The organism is Streptomyces sp. NPDC039462 (assembly GCF_055639375.1).
Genome location: NZ_JBVKAO010000002.1, coordinates 109,324 through 125,886, shown reverse-complemented (window position 1 = coordinate 125,886; position 16,563 = coordinate 109,324). Strand labels below are relative to the sequence as shown.

Below are 16,563 nucleotides of genomic sequence, written 5' to 3'. Positions count from 1 at the left end.
CGAACTCATTCATTCCACGCACGCTCTCCAACGCTCCGGCGCGAGCGCCACCGGTGACTCCACCGGCTCGCGCGACCTCCCCGACGCACGCGGCCTCCCCGGCTCGCGCGACCTCACCAGTTCACGGCAGAACGGCTCAAGGCGACGAATGCCCCAGCACACCTCAGGGTCCGACCGGGCAGCGGTTCCCCCCGCCGCTCGTAGCGGCGAGCGGGAGCGGCCCCCCGCGCCCTCGTCGCTGGACGAGTTGTGGCGGTCGTACAAGGAGACGGGCGACGGACGGCTGCGGGAGCAGCTGATCCTGCACTACTCGCCGCTGGTGAAGTACGTCGCGGGCCGGGTGAGCGTGGGCCTGCCGCCCAACGTCGAGCAGGCCGACTTCGTCTCGTCCGGGGTCTTCGGGCTCATCGACGCGATCGAGAAGTTCGACATCGAGCGGTCCATCAAGTTCGAGACATACGCCATCACACGCATCCGCGGGGCGATGATCGACGAACTGCGGGCGCTCGACTGGATCCCCCGGTCGGTGCGGCAGAAGGCGCGCAACGTCGAGCGGGCCTACGCCACGCTGGAGGCGCAGCTGCGGCGCACCCCCTCGGAGGGTGAGGTCGCCGCCGAGATGGGGATCGCGCTGGAGGAACTGCACGCGGTTTTCAGCCAGTTGTCCCTGGCGAACGTGGTGGCGCTCGAAGAGCTGCTGCACGTGGGAGGCGACGGCGGCGACCGGCTCAGCCTGATGGACACCCTTGAGGACCACGCGGCCGACAACCCCGTGGAGGTCGCGGAGGACCGAGAGCTGCGCAGGCTGCTTGCGCGGGCGATCAACACGCTGCCGGAGCGCGAGAAGACCGTCGTCACGCTCTACTACTACGAGGGCCTCACGCTGGCCGAGATCGGCAACGTGCTCGGTGTGACCGAGAGCCGCGTGAGCCAGATCCACACGAAGTCCGTGCTGCAGCTGCGGGCGAAGCTGGCGAGTTTTGGCCGCTGAGAGCGCTGAATCGTCCCTGCCCGGCGGCGCGAGCGCAGTAGCAGCTCCCGCGTGCGGCCTCCCGTCCGTAAAGTGGAGCCGTGCCAAGGATTCGAGCGGCCTCAGTGGCCGAGCACCGGTCGATGCAGCGCGGCGCCCTGCTGGACGCCGCGCGGTCCCTGCTGTCCGAAGGCGGTACGGAGGCGCTGACCTTCCCCGCCCTCGCCGAGCGCACCGGGCTCGCCCGGTCCTCCGTGTACGAGTACTTCCGGTCGCGGGCGGCCGTGGTGGAAGAGCTGTGCGAGGTCGACTTCCCCGTCTGGGCGGCCGAGGTCTCGGCGGCCATGGAGGGCGCGGAGTCCGCCGAGGGCAAGGTCGAGGCGTATGTGCGGCGGCAGCTGGCCCTGGTGGGTGACCGGCGGCACCGGGCCGTGGTCGCCATCTCCGCGAGCGAGCTCGACGCCGGGGCACGCGAGAAGATCCGCGCCGCGCACGGCGGTCTCATCGCGATGATCGTCGAGGCGCTCGACGAGCTGGGCCACGAGCAGCCCCGGATGGCGGCGATGCTGCTGCAGGGCATCGTGGACGCCGCGGTGCGGCGCATCGAGCTCGGGGCGGCCGAGCGGCCCGACGCCATCACCGAAGCGGCCGTGGCCATGGCGCTGCGAGGGGTCCGGGGCTGACCCCTGGTCCGTACGGGCCCGTCGGTGGCGGCCACGACCGGAGCGGTCCGTGCACGGGGAGCAGCCGCGCGGGGCTCCGGCGCAGCAGCCACGGCGGGAGCAGGGCCATGGGGTTCAGATAGGTCTCGGCTCTGCGCAGGCCCCAGTGCAGGCAGCTCGCCGGACAGTGCCCGGTCGAGGGCTCCACGAAGCCGAGCGGATCGCCCGCCGCGACCTTGTCGCCCTTCTTCAGCGTCGCCCGCACCGGTTCGTACGTCGTGCGCAGGGGCGGGTCCCCGGTGCCGGCAAGCTCCACCGAGACCACGCCGCGTCCCGCCACCCGGCCCGCGAACGAGACACGGCCCTCGGCCACCGACCGCACCGCGGAGCCCACGGGGGCGGCGAGATCCACACCCCGGTGCCCCGCGCCGTAATCGGTGGCCGGAGGGTCCCAGCCGCGCACGACCGGCGGGCGGGCGCCGACCGGCCAGGTCGTCGCCGCCGCGGGGACGGGAGCGGGAGCAGGGGTGAAGGACGGGGGCAGGACGGTCGCGAGCAGGGCCGCCAGGGTCGGCAGCAGCAGTTCCAGGCGCAGGTGAGACATGTGAGAACCGTCCCGTGCCGGGCGGATCCGCGGGGATCATGGCCCGGATCTGTGGACGACCTGCCGGTTGTGGACAGCGCCGTCACCCGGTCGAGTTCAGGGCCGTCACCCGGTCGAGGCCGGCGGCCTCGCCGGTCAGGGGCGGTGGCGTCACCTGCCGCCCCGCGGGTCCCGTACACTTCTTGTGGCGATCCGGGTCACCGGGTCGACTTCGCACGCCCCGACACCAGGTCCTGAAAAAGCCGGTGTCAGCGCCCCTCGGTCCCTCGCGGGCAAGGCGCACAGCGGGCGTCAGGCGCGAGTGCCGTCCGGCACACGCGGCACAACCGAGAATCTCAAGGAGAACGGCCATGGCCGTCGTCACGATGCGGGAGCTGCTGGAAAGCGGCGTCCACTTCGGTCACCAGACCCGTCGCTGGAACCCGAAGATGAAGCGCTTCATCTTCACCGAGCGCAACGGCATCTACATCATCGACCTGCTCCAGTCGCTGTCGTACATCGACCGCGCCTACGAGTTCGTCAAGGAGACCGTCGCCCACGGCGGCACGGTCATGTTCGTCGGCACGAAGAAGCAGGCGCAGGAGGCCATCGCGGAGCAGGCCACCCGCGTCGGCATGCCCTATGTGAACCAGCGCTGGCTGGGCGGCATGCTCACCAACTTCTCGACCGTCTACAAGCGTCTGCAGCGCCTCAAGGAGCTCGAGCAGATCGACTTCGAGGACGTCGCCGCTTCGGGCCTCACCAAGAAGGAGCTTCTCGTGCTCTCGCGCGAGAAGGCCAAGCTGGAGAAGACCCTCGGTGGTATCCGCGAGATGCAGAAGGTGCCCAGCGCCGTCTGGATCGTGGACACCAAGAAGGAGCACATCGCGGTCGGCGAGGCCCGGAAGCTCAACATCCCGGTCGTCGCCATCCTCGACACCAACTGTGACCCCGACGAGGTCGACTACAAGATCCCGGGCAACGACGACGCGATCCGCTCCGTCACCCTGCTCACCCGCGTGATCGCCGACGCCGTCGCCGAGGGCCTCATCGCCCGCTCCGGCGTCGCCACGGGCGACCAGAAGCCGGGCGAGAAGGCCGCCGGCGAGCCGCTCGCCGAGTGGGAGCGCGACCTGCTCGAGGGCGAGAAGAAGGCTGACTCCGAGGAGGCCGCCGAGGCCCCCAAGGCCGAGGAGAAGCCGGCTGAGGCCGCCGCCGAGGCTCCGGCCGCCGACGCCCCGGCCGCCGAGGCGCCCGCCGCGGACGCCCCGGCCGCGGACGCCGAGCAGGCCTGACCTCACAGGTTCGGTAGTTGACGGCGGGGGCCCGATCGGCCCCCGCCGTTCACCCGTAGACCTCCGTAGATCTTTCAGACTTCGAGAGAGAATTTTCGATCATGGCGAACTACACCGCCGCCGACGTCAAGAAGCTCCGTGAGCTCACGGGCGCCGGCATGATGGACTGCAAGAAGGCGCTCGACGAGGCCGAGGGCGACGTCGACAAGGCCGTCGAGGCGCTCCGCATCAAGGGCCAGAAGGGCGTCGCCAAGCGCGAGGGCCGCTCCGCCGAGAACGGCGCCGTGGTCTCCCTCATCGCCGACGACAACACCTCCGGTGTCATCGTCGAGCTGAAGTGCGAGACGGACTTCGTCGCCAAGGGTGACAAGTTCCAGGCCGTGGCGAACAATCTCGCCGCCCACATCGCCAAGACCTCCCCGGCCGACATCGAGGCGCTGCTCGCGTCCGAGATCGAGGCCGGCAAGACCGTCCAGGCGTACGTCGACGAGGCCAACGCCAACCTCGGCGAGAAGATCGTCCTGGACCGCTTCGCGCAGTTCTCGGGCGCCTACGTCTCCGCGTACATGCACCGCACGATGCCCGACCTGCCCCCGCAGATCGGTGTCCTCGTCGAGCTGGACAAGGCCGACGCCGACGTCGCCAAGGGCATCGCCCAGCACATCGCCGCCTTCGCGCCGAAGTACCTCTCCCGCGAGGACGTCCCGGCCGAGGTCGTCGAGACCGAGCGTCGCGTCGCCGAGGAGACCACCCGCGCCGAGGGCAAGCCCGAGGCCGCCCTCCCGAAGATCGTCGAGGGTCGCGTCAACGGCTTCTTCAAGGAGGCCACCCTCCTCGGCCAGCCGTACGCGCTGGACAACAAGAAGTCGGTCGAGAAGGTTCTCGCCGAGGCCGGTGTCACCCTGAAGCGCTTCTCGCGCATCAAGGTCGGCATCTGAGTCCGTACCGCGATCGACGGTAGACCCCGCTAGGGTCGACAGCGGTCGCCCGCGCACGGTCCTCGTGCGCGACGTACGACCGCAGGATCTGACGAGGAGGCCACTGCCGAGCATGGGATGCGAACAACACCCCACCGGCAGTGGCCTTCTTCGTATGTGTGCCTAGTAAGAGAAGCGAGAACCACATGACCACCAAGGCCGACTCGAAGAGTGATGACGGCAAAGTCGCCGGACGCTTCCTGCTGAAGCTCTCCGGCGAGGCGTTCGCCGGTGGGGGCGGCCTCGGTGTCGACCCCGACGTGGTGCACGCCATCGCCCGTGAGATCGCGGCCGTCGTCCGTGACGGTGCCCAGATCGCCATCGTCATCGGCGGCGGCAACTTCTTCCGCGGCGCGGAGCTGCAGCAGCGTGGCATGGACCGGGCCCGCTCCGACTACATGGGCATGCTCGGTACCGTCATGAACTGTCTCGCGCTGCAGGACTTCCTGGAGAAGGAAGGCATCGACTGCCGCGTCCAGACCGCCATCACCATGGGGCAGGTCGCGGAGCCGTACATCCCGCTGCGGGCCGTGCGCCACCTGGAGAAGGGCCGTGTGGTCATCTTCGGTGCGGGCATGGGCATGCCGTACTTCTCCACCGACACCACCGCCGCGCAGCGCGCCCTGGAGATCGACGCCGAGGCGCTGCTCATGGGGAAGAACGGCGTGGACGGGGTCTACGACTCCGACCCGAAGACCAACCCCGACGCGGTGAAGTTCGACTCCCTCGGCTACGGCGAGGTCATCACGGCCGACCTGAAGGTCGCCGACATGACGGCGATCACGCTGTGCCGGGACAACAAGCTGCCCATCCTGGTCTTCGAGCTGCTCTCCGAGGGCAATATCGCCCGTGCCGTCAAGGGTGAGAAGATCGGCACACTCGTGGGCGACCAGGGAAACCGGGCCTGACCCGAGGGACCTGGGCCAGTCTCAAGCGACGCACGCGAGACGTCACTTGAGAGGGATGGACAAAGCCCTGCCGGTCGGACACCGTGCAGGAAAGAGACGCGACGCAGCCGGCCGCCCCGTGCTAGCCGGGCCACTCAAAGACACGCAGGAGCAAGTGGTGATCGAAGAGACCCTCCTCGAGGCCGAGGAGAAGATGGAGAAGGCCGTCGTGGTCGCCAAGGAGGACTTCGCCGCGATCCGCACCGGCCGTGCGCACCCGGCGATGTTCAACAAGATCGTGGCTGACTACTACGGCGCGCTGACGCCGATCAACCAGCTGGCCTCGTTCTCGGTGCCCGAGCCGCGGATGGCCGTGGTGACGCCGTTCGACAAGTCCGCGCTGCGCAACATCGAGCAGGCGATCCGGGACTCGGACCTCGGCGTCAACCCGAGCAACGACGGCAACATCATTCGGGTGACCTTCCCGGAGCTCACCCAGGACCGCCGCAAGGAGTTCATCAAGGTCGCCAAGACCAAGGCCGAGGACTCCAAGATCTCGATCCGGTCGATCCGTCGCAAGGCCAAGGAGGCCTTCGACAAGGCGATCAAGGACGGCGACATCGGTGAGGACGAGGGCCGTCGTGCCGAGAAGGACCTCGACGACCTCACGTCGAAGTACGCCACCCAGGTGGACGAGCTGCTCAAGCACAAGGAAGCCGAGCTGCTCGAAGTCTGAGTCGAGGCTCGAGTCCGAGGAATCAGGAAACCGATCCGTGAACGACTCTTCCTGGGAGGCGCCGCCCAGAGCCGGGTATTGGGGGCCGCCCGATCAGGGGCCTGGTCAGGGGGCGACCCCGCCAGGTCCCGCGTACGATGCGCAGGACGCGCTGTTTCCGTCTGAGACGCAGCCCATGCCCATCGTGCCCGACGTACCCGTGAACGGCGGAGACCAGGACGACGACCGGGGGGCCACTCGGATGGGCGGCCCCCTGTTCCGTGACGAGCCTCCGCAGGAGCCCATGCCCAGCGCACCACAGCCGCAGCCCGCCCCGGCAGCACCGCAGAAGAAGAGCGCGGGCCGGGATCTCGGGGCGGCCATAGGGGTGGGTGTGGGCCTCGGCGCGGTGATCGTCGCGTCGCTGTTCATCGTGAAGGCCGTCTTCATCGGTGTCATAGCGGTCGCCGTCGTGGTGGGCCTCTGGGAGCTGACCTCCCGTCTGGCGGAGCGCAAGGACATCAAGGCGCCGCTCGTGCCGCTCGCGGTGGGCGGCGCGGCGATGGTCGTCGCCGGGTACGTGCGCGGGCCCGAGGGCGCGTGGGTCGCGATGGCGCTCACCGCGCTCGCCGTGCTCGTCTGGCGGATGACAGAGCCGCCCGACGGCTATCTGAAGGACGTCACGGCGGGCGTCTTCGCCGCCTTCTACGTGCCTTTCCTCGCCACGTTCGTGGCGCTGATGCTGGCCGCGGACGACGGCCCGCAGCGGGTGCTCACCTTCCTGCTCCTGACGGTGGTCAGCGACACCGGTGCGTACGCGATCGGCTGGCGCTTCGGCAAGCACAAGCTGGCGCCGCGCATCAGCCCCGGCAAGACCCGCGAGGGACTGGTCGGCGCGGTCACCTTCGCGATGGCCGCGGGCGCGCTGTGCATGGAGTTCCTGATCGACGGCGGGACGTGGTGGCAGGGCCTCCTGATCGGCCTCGCGGTCGCGGCGAGCGCCACGCTCGGCGACCTCGGCGAGTCGATGATCAAGCGGGACCTCGGCATCAAGGACATGGGCACGCTGCTGCCCGGCCACGGGGGCATCATGGACCGCCTGGACTCCCTGCTGCCGACGGCGCCGGTGGTCTGGCTGCTGCTCGTGGTCTTCGTCGGCTCTGGGTGACACCGGGGCTGACCTGCGTAGATGTGCGTGAGGGGTTCGTTGTCCACAGGGCGGCGAGCCCCTTGTCGTATGTCTGCGACACTGGAAGGACCATGCCTGTACCCGGAGAACTCACTTTCGTCGCGCCCCGCGGTGCCAAGAAGCCCCCGCGGCATCTCGCCGACCTCACGCCCGCCGAGCGCAAGGAAGCCGTCGCCGCCATCGGCGAGAAGCCGTTCCGTGCCAAGCAGCTGTCGCAGCACTACTTCGCGCGGTACGCGCACGACCCGGCCGAGTGGACCGACATCCCCGCCGGTGCGCGCGACAAGCTCCGCGAGGCGCTGCTTCCCGACCTGATGTCCGTCGTGCGGCACATCAGCTGTGACGACGACACGACCCGCAAGACGCTGTGGCGGCTCTTCGACGGGACGCTCGTCGAGTCGGTCCTGATGCGGTACCCGGACCGGGTCACCATGTGCATCAGCTCGCAGGCCGGCTGCGGCATGAACTGCCCGTTCTGCGCCACCGGACAGGCCGGCCTCGACCGGAACCTGTCGACGGGCGAGATCGTGCACCAGATCGTGGACGGCATGCGCGCCCTGCGCGACGGTGAGATTCCGGGCGGGCCCGCCCGGCTCTCGAACATCGTCTTCATGGGCATGGGCGAGCCGCTCGCCAACTACAAGCGCGTGACCGGCGCCATCCGCCGCCTCACCGACCCGGAGCCGGACGGCCTCGGGCTCTCGCAGCGCGGCATCACGGTGTCGACGGTGGGGCTCGTGCCCGCCATCCACCGGTTCTCGGACGAGGGCTTCAAGTGCCGCCTCGCGATCTCGCTGCACGCGCCGGACGACGAGCTGCGCGACACCCTCGTGCCCGTCAACACGCGGTGGAAGGTGCGGGAGGTCCTCGACGCGGGCTGGGAGTACGCCGCGAAGTCCGGCCGTCGCCTCTCCATCGAGTACGCGCTGATCCGGGACATCAACGACCAGGCATGGCGCGGTGACCGGCTCGGCCGGCTGCTCAAGGGCAAGCCGGTCCACGTGAACCTGATTCCGCTGAACCCGACGCCGGGCTCCAAGTGGACGGCGTCGCGGCCCGAGGACGAGAAGGCGTTCGTGGAGGCCATCGCCGCCCATGGTGTGCCGGTCACGATTCGGGACACCCGGGGTCAGGAGATCGACGGAGCGTGCGGCCAGCTCGCCGCGGCCGAGAGGTAGTCTGACGGGCGTACTCCCTCGTAGGAGGGCGTGCACACATCTGCATATTCCGACAGGGGAGCGCCACAGCGCTGAGAGTGCGGCACCTTGGACAGGTGGGCCGCAGACCCTCTGAACCTCGCCCAGGTCATTCTGGGTAGGAAGTTCGGGCATCACTCAAGCTGTAGCGCCCTGCCCGCGTGCCACCGGCCGCGGGCGGGGCCGCGTCTCTTCCTGGTCACCCAGGAGGAAATCCAGTGAGCACCAGGGGCACCACCAAGAAGGTTTCGTTCACCGCCGTGGCGGTGGGCGTCGGGCTCGTCGCGGTCTCCGCGTGCGGCGGCTCCGACAGCGGTTCCGGAGGATCCGACTCCAAGAGCGTGACGCTCGTCAGCCACGACTCCTTCAACGTCTCCAAGGACGTACTGAAGGACTTCGAGAAGCGGTCCGGCTACCGGGTCAAGGTCCTCAAGGACGGTGACGCGGGCGCCGCCGTGAACAAGGCGATCCTCTCCAAGGACAACCCGCAGGGCGATGTCTTCTTCGGCGTCGACAACACCCTCCTCTCGCGGGCGCTCGACAACGGGCTCTTCCAGTCGTACGAGGCCAAGGGCGCGGAGAAGATCAAGCCGGAGTTCCGGGTCGACCAGGACAAGCACCGGGTGACGCCCGTCGACAGCGGCGACATCTGCGTGAACTACGACAAGAAGTACTTCGCCGACAAGAAGCTGGCGCCGCCGAAGTCCTTCGACGACCTGCTCAAGCCGCAGTACAAGAACCTGCTGGTCACCGAGAACGCCTCGACCTCGTCGCCCGGGCTCGGCTTCCTGCTCGGCACCGCCGCGAAGTACGGCGACAAGGGCTGGGAGAGCTACTGGAAGGAGCTCAGGGCCAACGGCGTGAAGGTCGTCGACGGCTGGGAGCAGGCCTACAACGAGGAGTTCTCCGGGTCCGCCGGCGGCAAGAAGGCCAAGGGCGACCGGCCGCTCGTCGTCTCCTACGCCTCCTCGCCGCCCGTCGAGGTGCTCTACGGCGAGCCGCGGCCGAAGCAGACGCCGACCGGCGTCGCGACCGGCACCTGCTTCCGCCAGGTCGAGTACGCGGGCCTGCTGAGCGGCGCGAAGAACGAGAAGGGCGGCAAGGCGCTCCTCGACTTCCTCGCGGGCAAGGAGTTCCAGGAGGACATGCCGCTCAACATGTTCGTGAACCCGGTGCGTGAGGGCACCGAGCTGCCCGAGCTGTTCACGGAGCACGGCGTGACCGTCGACAAGCCGCAGACCATGGACCCGAAGAAGATCGCCGACAACCGCGAGCCGTGGATCAAGTCGTGGACCTCGCTCGTACTGAAGTGAAGGGGCGCTCGCGCGGAAACGCGGCGCGGCTCGGCCTGCTGGCCCTGCCCGTCGCGTTCTTCGCGCTCTTCTTCGCCTACCCGGTCTCGGCGATCGTCGCGCGCGGGCTGCACGTCGACGGCGCCTGGCAGTTCGGGCGGATCACGGACGTGCTCGGGCAGTCCGACATCCGGCAGGTGCTCTGGTTCACCACCTGGCAGGCGCTCGCGTCGACCGCGCTCACGCTGCTGATCGCGCTCCCCGGCGCGTACGTCTTCGCGCGCTTCGACTTCCCCGGCAAGGGGTTGCTGCGGGCCGTCGTCACCGTGCCGTTCGTGCTGCCGACCGTCGTCGTCGGGACGGCCTTCCTCGCGCTGATCGGGCGGGGCGGGCTCTTCGACGAGCTGTGGGGCGTACGCCTCGACACCACCGTCTGGGCGATCCTGCTCGCCCACGTCTTCTTCAACTACGCGGTCGTCGTACGGACCGTCGGCGGGCTCTGGTCGCAGCTCGACCCGCGGCAGGAGGAGGCCGCGCGGATGCTCGGCGCATCGCGCTGGACGGCCTGGCGGACCGTGACGCTGCCGGCGCTCGGCCCGGCCGTGGCCGCCGCCGCGCTCATGGTCTTCCTCTTCACCTTCACCTCCTTCGGCATCGTGCAGATCCTCGGCGGACCCGCGTACTCCACGCTCGAAGTGGAGGTCTACCGGCAGACCGCGCAACTGCTCGACCTGCCCACGGCCGCGGTCCTGACCCTCGTGCAGTTCGCCGCGGTCGGACTGATCCTCGCCGTCCATGCGTGGACGGCGCGGCGGCGCGAGAGCGCGCTGCGGCTCGTCGACGCGTCGGCGGTGGCGCGCAGGCCGCGCGGCGCCGGGCAGTGGACGCTGCTCGGCCTCGTCATGGCGACGGTCGCCCTGCTGATACTGCTGCCGCTCGTGGTCCTGGTCCAGCGCTCGTTCGACGGTCCCGACGGCTTCGGGATCACCTATTACAAGGAGCTGACCTCGGCGGACGGTGGCGCCTTCCTCGTGCCGCCGATCGAGGCGGTCTGGAACTCGCTGCGGTACGCGGTCGTGGCCACGGCCATCGCCGTCGTCATCGGCGGGCTGGCCGCCGCGGCGCTCACCCGCCGTGCGGGCCGTCTCGTCCGCGGCTTCGACGCGCTGCTGATGCTGCCGCTCGGGGTGTCGGCGGTGACCGTCGGCTTCGGCTTCCTGATCACCCTCGACGAGCCGCCGCTCGACCTGCGGTCGTCCTGGATCCTGGTGCCGCTCGCCCAGGCGCTGGTCGGCGTGCCCTTCGTCGTACGCACCATGCTGCCCGTCCTGCGGGCGGTGGACGGACGGCTCCGCGAGGCGGCGGCCGTGCTGGGGGCGTCGCCGCTGCGGGCCTGGCGGGAGGTGGACCTGCCGATGGTGCGGCGGGCGCTGCTGATCGCCGCGGGGTTCGCCTTCGCCGTGTCGCTCGGCGAGTTCGGGGCGACGGTCTTCATCGCGCGGCCCGACAACCCGACGCTGCCGGTCGCCGTGGCGCGGCTGCTCGGCCGGGCCGGTGACCTCAACTACGGGCAGGCGATGGCCCTCTCGACGATCCTCATGGTGGTGTGCGCGGTGTCTCTGCTGCTCCTGGAACGCGTCCGGACCGAGCGGATCACGGGGGACTTCTGATGACGAACCCGTTGCTGAGCTTGCGGGGTGCGACGGTCCGTTTCGGGGCGCGGGCGGTGCTCGACGCCGTCGACCTCGACGTCGGCGAGCACGAGATCGTCTGCGTGCTCGGGCCGAGCGGCAGCGGCAAGTCGACGCTGCTGCGGGCGGTGGCCGGGTTGCAGGGGCTCGACGCGGGGCAGGTGCTGCTGGGCGGACGCGACCAGCGCGGGGTGCCCGCGCACAAGCGGGGCGTCGGCCTGATGTTCCAGGACCACCAGCTCTTCCCGCAGCGCGACGTGGCGGGCAACGTGGCCTTCGGGCTGCGGATGCACGGCGCCTCGCGCGGTGAACAGGCCGACCGCGTCGCCGAGTTGCTGGACCTCGTCGGCCTGCCGAAGGCGCAGCGGCGCGCGGTGGCCTCGCTGTCCGGCGGTGAGCAGCAGCGGGTCGCGCTGGCGCGTGCGCTCGCGCCCCGCCCGAGTCTGCTCATGCTCGACGAGCCGCTCGGGCAGCTCGACCGCTCGCTGCGGGAGCGCCTCGTCGTCGAACTGCGGGAGCTCTTCGACGAGTTGGGCACGACCGTGCTCGCCGTCACGCACGACCAGGGCGAGGCCTTCGCGCTCGCGGACCGCGTCGTCGTCATGCGGGACGGGCGGATCGCCCAGTCCGGCACGCCCCTTGAGGTGTGGCGGCACCCGGCGGACGAGTTCGTGGCGCGTTTCCTCGGTTTCGACAACATCGTCCGGGGCGTGGTGGCGGGCGGGGCCGCCGACACGGTGTGGGGCAAGATCCCGGTCCCCGAGGGTGCCCCGGCCGGGCAGCGGAAGGTCCTGGTGCGGCCCGCAGGAGTGCGGCTCGTCCCCGCCGCCGAGGGGCTGCCGTGCGCGGTGACGGCGCGCACCTTCCGCGGCACCCACGTGGCCGTGCATCTCCAGCCGAAGGAAGGGCCACGCCTGGAGGCGGCATGCGCGCTGCGCCGGGCGCCGGAGGTGGGGGAGACCGTGGGAGTCGCGTTCGACGCGGAGGACGTGGTGGTGCTCGGCTGAGAGGCCGGGAGTCAGGAGCGGGGAGCCCGGGGCCCCAGAGGAAATGCAGGTGCCGCCCCTGCGGTGTCGATCTACTGTTCGGCCATGACGACACTCAGCCACGAGCGGTACTGCGACGAAGTCGCCCGGCAGATCGACCTCTTGAGGGCCACGCTGACCGGCGCGGACCTCTCGGTCACCGTGCCGACCTGCCCCGACTGGACACTGGCCCAGCTCGTGCGGCACACGGGCGGCGCGGTGCGCTGGAGCGAGCGCCTGGTCGCGACCCGGGCCGAGAAGGACATTCCGGAGGAGGACATCCCGGAGCTCGGCGGTCCGGAGACCGACGACCCGGGCGCCCTCGACGCCTGGCTGGCCCGTACCGCCGAGCTCGGCGCGAACACCTTCCGCGCCGCGGGCGCCGAGGCCCCCGCGTGGTCGTGGTCCGGCGACCACCGCGCCGGGTTCTGGGCCCGGCGCATGACGCACGAGCTGGTGATCCACCGCGCGGACGCGGCCATCGCCGCCGGTGTCGCGTACGAGGTCGAGCCGGACGTCGCCGCCGACGCGATCGACGAATGGCTGGACCTCGTCGCGCTCGCGCAGCGCACCGACCCGGAGGACGACGCGTCAGAGCTCAAGGGCGCGGGACGCAGCATCCACCTGCACGTGACCGACGCCCCCGACGGTCTCGACGCCGAGTGGCTCATCGAGTTCGGCGACGAGGGCTTCACCTGGCGGCGCGGCCACGCGAAGGCGACGGTCGCGCTGCGCGGCCCGCTCACGGAGGTGCTGCTCGCCTTCTACCGCCGGCGGCCGCTGGACGGCGGACATGTGGAGGTCCTGGGCGAGCGGGGGCTGCTCGACTTCTGGCTGGAGCGGGCGTCGTTCGTGTGACGGCGGTCAGGGCCGGGCGGCAGGCGTGATCGCCGCCCCCAGGCGCCGCAGTGCGGCCGGGGCCTCGTCCACCCGGTCCACCAGGGCGATGCGTGACTCCATCGGCCTGCCCTGCGCAAGCGACTGGAGCAGGGGCCATACCGGCAGGTGGTCCGTCCAGTGGGCGCGGTCGACGAGGACCATGGGGGTGGGTTCGCCGCGCGACTCGTAGTAGTTGGGGGTGGCGTTGTCGAAGACCTCCTGGACCGTGCCGGCGGCGCCCGGGAGGAAGACGACGCCCGCGTTCGAGCGGGCGAGCAGGCCGTCCTCGCGGGTGGCGTTGGCGAAGTACTTGGCCAGGTGGGAGGCGAACGCGTTCGGCGGCTCGTGGCCGTAGAACCAGGTCGGGATGCCCACCGAGGCGCCGCCGTCCGGCCAGCGCTCACGGACCGCGAAGGCCGCCCGCGCCCACTCGGTGACCGACGGCGTGAACGAGGGGGCCTTGGCGAGGAGTTCGAGGGCCTCGTCCAGCGCCGCGTCGTCGAGGGGGGCCGTGTAGGCGCCGAGGTTCGCCGCCTCCATCGCGCCGGGGCCGCCGCCCGTCGCGACCGTGAAGCCCGCACGGGCCAGCGCGCGGCCGAGCCGCGCCGCTCCCGCGTAGGACTCCGTGCCGCGGGCCATCGCGTGGCCGCCCATGACGCCCACCACGCGGGCGCCGGCGAGGAGTTCGTCCAGGGCGTCGGAGATGGAGTCGTCGTGGATCGCGCGCAGCATCGACGAGAGGACGTCGCCGTCGGCCTTGGTCCGCTGGAACCAGTGGTACGCGTGGGCGTCCGGCGTCGCCTCGTACCCGCCGTCGGCGAGGCCCGCGAACAGGTCGTCGGGGGAGTACAGCAGCCCGCGGTACGGATTGAACGGCAGACCGGGGACCGGCGGGAAGACCAGCGCGCCACCGGCCCGCACCTTCGCCGCCGCGTCCTCCCGCATCGGGCAGCCGAGGAAGACGGCGCCCGCCACGTCGGCCGCGAGGAGCGCGGAGGTGCGCTCCGTCAGGTCTATGGCCTGGACGCGGCAGCCCGCGAGGGCCCCGCGGCCGAGGACCTCGTCGAACTCGGCGAGGGTCTCGATCTCGCGGTCGAGCCCTCGGTCGATCTCACGCTCCTCGCCGGGGAGTTGCGGGGCGGACGCGCGTTCGGGAGTCGGCTGCATCCGCCCATGCTAAGCAGGGCACCCACCGGGGGCTCGGTCAGCCCTGGACCTCGGAGGGGTCCATCCACATGATCTCCCAGGTGTGGCCGTCCAGGTCGTCGAAGCCGCGGCCGTACATCGTGCCGTAGTCCTGGACCTTGCCGGGCGTGCCGCCTGCGGCGATCGCCTTGTCGACGAGCTCGTCGACCTTCTCGCGGCTCTCGGCGCTCAGACAGATCAGCGTCTCGCTGGTCTTAGTGGAGTCCGCGATCTCCTTCTGCGTGAAGTTCGCGTAGTGCTCCTTGCTCAGCATCATCGCGACGATGGTGTCGCTGATGACCACGGACGCGCAGTCGTCGGTCGAGAACTGCGGGTTGATCGTGTAGCCGAGCTCGGTGAAGAACTTCTTCGACGCGGCGACATCGGACACGGCCAGGTTCACGAAGATCATCTGCTGGTACATGAGTGTCTCTCCCAGTGAGTGCGTGTGCCTTACGGGGGGTTAGACATCCGTTCGACGCGGAACTCATCGTCCGCCGCGAACTTTTTTCCCACGAGTTTTCGAGTGAGCCTTCGAGCCCCGCGAAAGGGGCCCTCAGCGCGCCAGCGGCAGCGCGGCCAGCTCGGCGATGAGCCAGGTCAGCGGACCGAACACCGCGAACAGCGCGCCCGCGCGGAGCGCCGCCGATCCGCGCAGCACCGTCGCGGGCGCCCCGAGCCGCAGCAGCGCGGCCGTCGTCTCCGAGCGGTCCTGCCTGGCCTCGACGGCGGCCGTGGCCAGCGTCAGGACGGCGCACCCCGCGACGAGCAGCCCGCCGAGCGCGGTGAGCGGGCCCGCCTCGGGGCGCGGTCCCGCGTAGAGCACGATCGAGGCGTACGCGGCCGAGGCCACCGCGCACAGCACACCGAGCGGCCGCCCGATGCGCCGCGCCTCCGCCTGGAGGACGCGCCCGGCGAGCAGGCGCATCGCGCCGGGCCGCACCGCCTGGAGGAGCCGTCCGCAGAGGTGGGTGAGGCCCGGGCCGGCGAGCATGAGGCCGAGCGCGGTCAGCGCCCAGCCCGCGAGGACGCCCACCGGGTTGCCGTCGGCGCCGACGCCCGGCATGGGGACGCCGGAGCCAGGACCGCCGCCGGAGCCGCTCGCGTACGTCTCCACGGCGAGGCCCGCCGCGAGGAGCGCCACACCCCAGGGGAGGCCGCTCGGCGGCGGGGCCGGGGCGTCCGGGTCGGTGTCCCCCACGGGCTCGGAACCGGGCTCCTTGCCGGTGGCCTCCCCCGTGGCCTTCCCGCCGGCCTTCCCCGTGGTCTTCACGGGGCGCGGCCGCAGTGCGAGGGCGCTGGCGGCCGACGCGGTGATCGGGACCACGGCGAGCAGGGTGAGCGTCCCGGCGAGCGGCAGGGGCCGTTCGGCGGCGAGCAGTTCGGCGGCGGCTCCGTCGAAGGGCAGCCCCGAGACGTCGCCGCGCAGGTGCAGGAAGAAGAGCAGCGCCACCATGGAGCCGAGTACGCAGGCCACGGCCGTGGAGATCGTGGCGAGCACCATCAGGCGGATGGGGCCGAGGCCCACCGCGGAGAGTCCGCTGCGCGGCCGGGTGCCGGGGTCGGTACGGGCCACGGCGACGGCGAAGTACGCGGTGGCGGTGATGGGGGCGAGGCACCACGCGAGACGCAGCACGGCTCCGGCGCCGGGGTGCTCCAGCGCGTACGCCAGCGTGCACAGCAGCAGGAAGCCGGTGCCTGCGGACGCGGCGGCGACGAGGAGGCGGCGCAGCTGGACGAGCGGGTGCGCGCCGCGGGCTAGACGGAGAGCGAGCACGCGGCCCGGCCTTCCGCGTTGACGACGGAGGAGGCGCTGACCGCGCCGGTCGCCCCGGGAGCGCTCGTGGTGCGCGCGGTACTGGCGGTGCTCGCGGTACTGGCGGTGCTCGCGGTACTGGCGGTGCTCGCGGTGCTGACGGTAGGGGATGAGCCGACCGGCGCCTCCGTGGTCGGAGCGCTCGGAGTGCTGGGAGTGCTCGGAGCGCTCGGTGTGCTGGGCGCATCCACCGTGTGTGAC

At 71.0% G+C, this 16,563-nt stretch carries 16 protein-coding genes; 12 read left to right on the top strand and 4 right to left on the bottom strand.

Annotated elements, in window-relative coordinates; translation table 11 throughout:
* The first annotated feature begins 148 nt into the window (after positions 1–148).
* Complete coding sequence (gene whiG / locus ACZ7LU_RS11305; protein ID WP_362339986.1) at positions 149–991, top strand: RNA polymerase sigma factor WhiG; 843 nt, start codon at positions 149–151, stop codon at positions 989–991.
* A 104-nt stretch (positions 992–1,095) separates the two neighbouring features.
* Complete coding sequence (locus ACZ7LU_RS11300) at positions 1,096–1,653, top strand: TetR/AcrR family transcriptional regulator (protein ID WP_362994267.1); 558 nt, start codon at positions 1,096–1,098, stop codon at positions 1,651–1,653.
* On the opposite strand, the gene ACZ7LU_RS11295 is transcribed toward ACZ7LU_RS11300, so the two are convergent.
* Complete coding sequence (locus ACZ7LU_RS11295) at positions 1,607–2,236, bottom strand: M23 family metallopeptidase (RefSeq protein WP_471916588.1); 630 nt, start codon at positions 2,234–2,236, stop codon at positions 1,607–1,609. The genes ACZ7LU_RS11300 and ACZ7LU_RS11295 overlap by 47 nt on opposite strands.
* A gap of 350 nt (positions 2,237–2,586) precedes the next feature.
* On the opposite strand from ACZ7LU_RS11295, the gene rpsB reads away from it, so the two are divergent.
* From rpsB to ACZ7LU_RS11245, 10 genes are all read left to right on the top strand, one after another.
* Entirely contained in the window at positions 2,587–3,510 is a 924-nt protein-coding gene (gene rpsB / locus ACZ7LU_RS11290) for a 30S ribosomal protein S2 (RefSeq protein ID WP_398308656.1), read from the top strand.
* 101 nt (positions 3,511–3,611) lie between these two features.
* Complete coding sequence (gene tsf, locus ACZ7LU_RS11285) at positions 3,612–4,448, top strand: translation elongation factor Ts (RefSeq protein WP_150172735.1); 837 nt, start codon at positions 3,612–3,614, stop codon at positions 4,446–4,448.
* Positions 4,449–4,633: 185 nt separating this feature from the next.
* Complete coding sequence (gene pyrH, locus ACZ7LU_RS11280; RefSeq protein ID WP_362994202.1) at positions 4,634–5,395, top strand: UMP kinase; 762 nt, start codon at positions 4,634–4,636, stop codon at positions 5,393–5,395.
* Between the two features lie 157 nt (positions 5,396–5,552).
* A complete protein-coding gene (gene frr / locus ACZ7LU_RS11275) occupies positions 5,553–6,110 on the top strand; it encodes a ribosome recycling factor (RefSeq protein WP_398308653.1) in 558 nt (185 codons plus the stop codon).
* A gap of 37 nt (positions 6,111–6,147) precedes the next feature.
* The gene (locus ACZ7LU_RS11270) at positions 6,148–7,257 is read left to right on the top strand and encodes a phosphatidate cytidylyltransferase (RefSeq protein WP_398308651.1); all 1,110 of its coding nucleotides are present in this window, start codon (positions 6,148–6,150) and stop codon (positions 7,255–7,257) included.
* Positions 7,258–7,349: 92 nt separating this feature from the next.
* Entirely contained in the window at positions 7,350–8,456 is a 1,107-nt protein-coding gene (gene rlmN / locus ACZ7LU_RS11265; protein ID WP_365364085.1) for a dual-specificity RNA methyltransferase RlmN, read from the top strand.
* Positions 8,457–8,692: 236 nt separating this feature from the next.
* Entirely contained in the window at positions 8,693–9,787 is a 1,095-nt protein-coding gene (locus ACZ7LU_RS11260; protein ID WP_471916587.1) for a thiamine ABC transporter substrate-binding protein, read from the top strand.
* Positions 9,763–11,436 carry an ABC transporter permease gene (locus ACZ7LU_RS11255; RefSeq protein ID WP_471917057.1) on the top strand — a complete coding sequence of 558 codons (1,674 nt, stop codon included), beginning with the start codon at positions 9,763–9,765 and terminating at the stop codon, positions 11,434–11,436. The genes ACZ7LU_RS11260 and ACZ7LU_RS11255 overlap by 25 nt, the downstream gene beginning before the upstream one ends.
* Positions 11,436–12,464 carry an ABC transporter ATP-binding protein gene (locus tag ACZ7LU_RS11250; RefSeq protein WP_471916586.1) on the top strand — a complete coding sequence of 343 codons (1,029 nt, stop codon included), beginning with the start codon at positions 11,436–11,438 and terminating at the stop codon, positions 12,462–12,464. The genes ACZ7LU_RS11255 and ACZ7LU_RS11250 overlap by 1 nt, the downstream gene beginning before the upstream one ends.
* 84 nt (positions 12,465–12,548) lie before the next feature.
* Positions 12,549–13,340 carry a maleylpyruvate isomerase family mycothiol-dependent enzyme gene (locus ACZ7LU_RS11245; protein ID WP_471916585.1) on the top strand — a complete coding sequence of 264 codons (792 nt, stop codon included), beginning with the start codon at positions 12,549–12,551 and terminating at the stop codon, positions 13,338–13,340.
* Between the two features lie 6 nt (positions 13,341–13,346).
* Here ACZ7LU_RS11245 and ACZ7LU_RS11240 read toward each other — a convergent pair whose 3' ends face one another.
* The 3 genes from ACZ7LU_RS11240 to ACZ7LU_RS11230 form a co-directional block, all read right to left on the bottom strand.
* A complete protein-coding gene (locus tag ACZ7LU_RS11240; protein WP_471916584.1) occupies positions 13,347–14,528 on the bottom strand; it encodes an LOG family protein in 1,182 nt (393 codons plus the stop codon).
* A 37-nt stretch (positions 14,529–14,565) separates the two neighbouring features.
* The gene (locus tag ACZ7LU_RS11235; protein WP_398308639.1) at positions 14,566–14,970 is read right to left on the bottom strand and encodes a VOC family protein; all 405 of its coding nucleotides are present in this window, start codon (positions 14,968–14,970) and stop codon (positions 14,566–14,568) included.
* A gap of 132 nt (positions 14,971–15,102) precedes the next feature.
* Positions 15,103–16,323, bottom strand: a complete 1,221-nt coding sequence (locus tag ACZ7LU_RS11230; RefSeq protein ID WP_471916583.1) for a hypothetical protein — start codon at positions 16,321–16,323, stop codon at positions 15,103–15,105.
* Positions 16,324–16,563 lie beyond the last annotated feature (240 nt).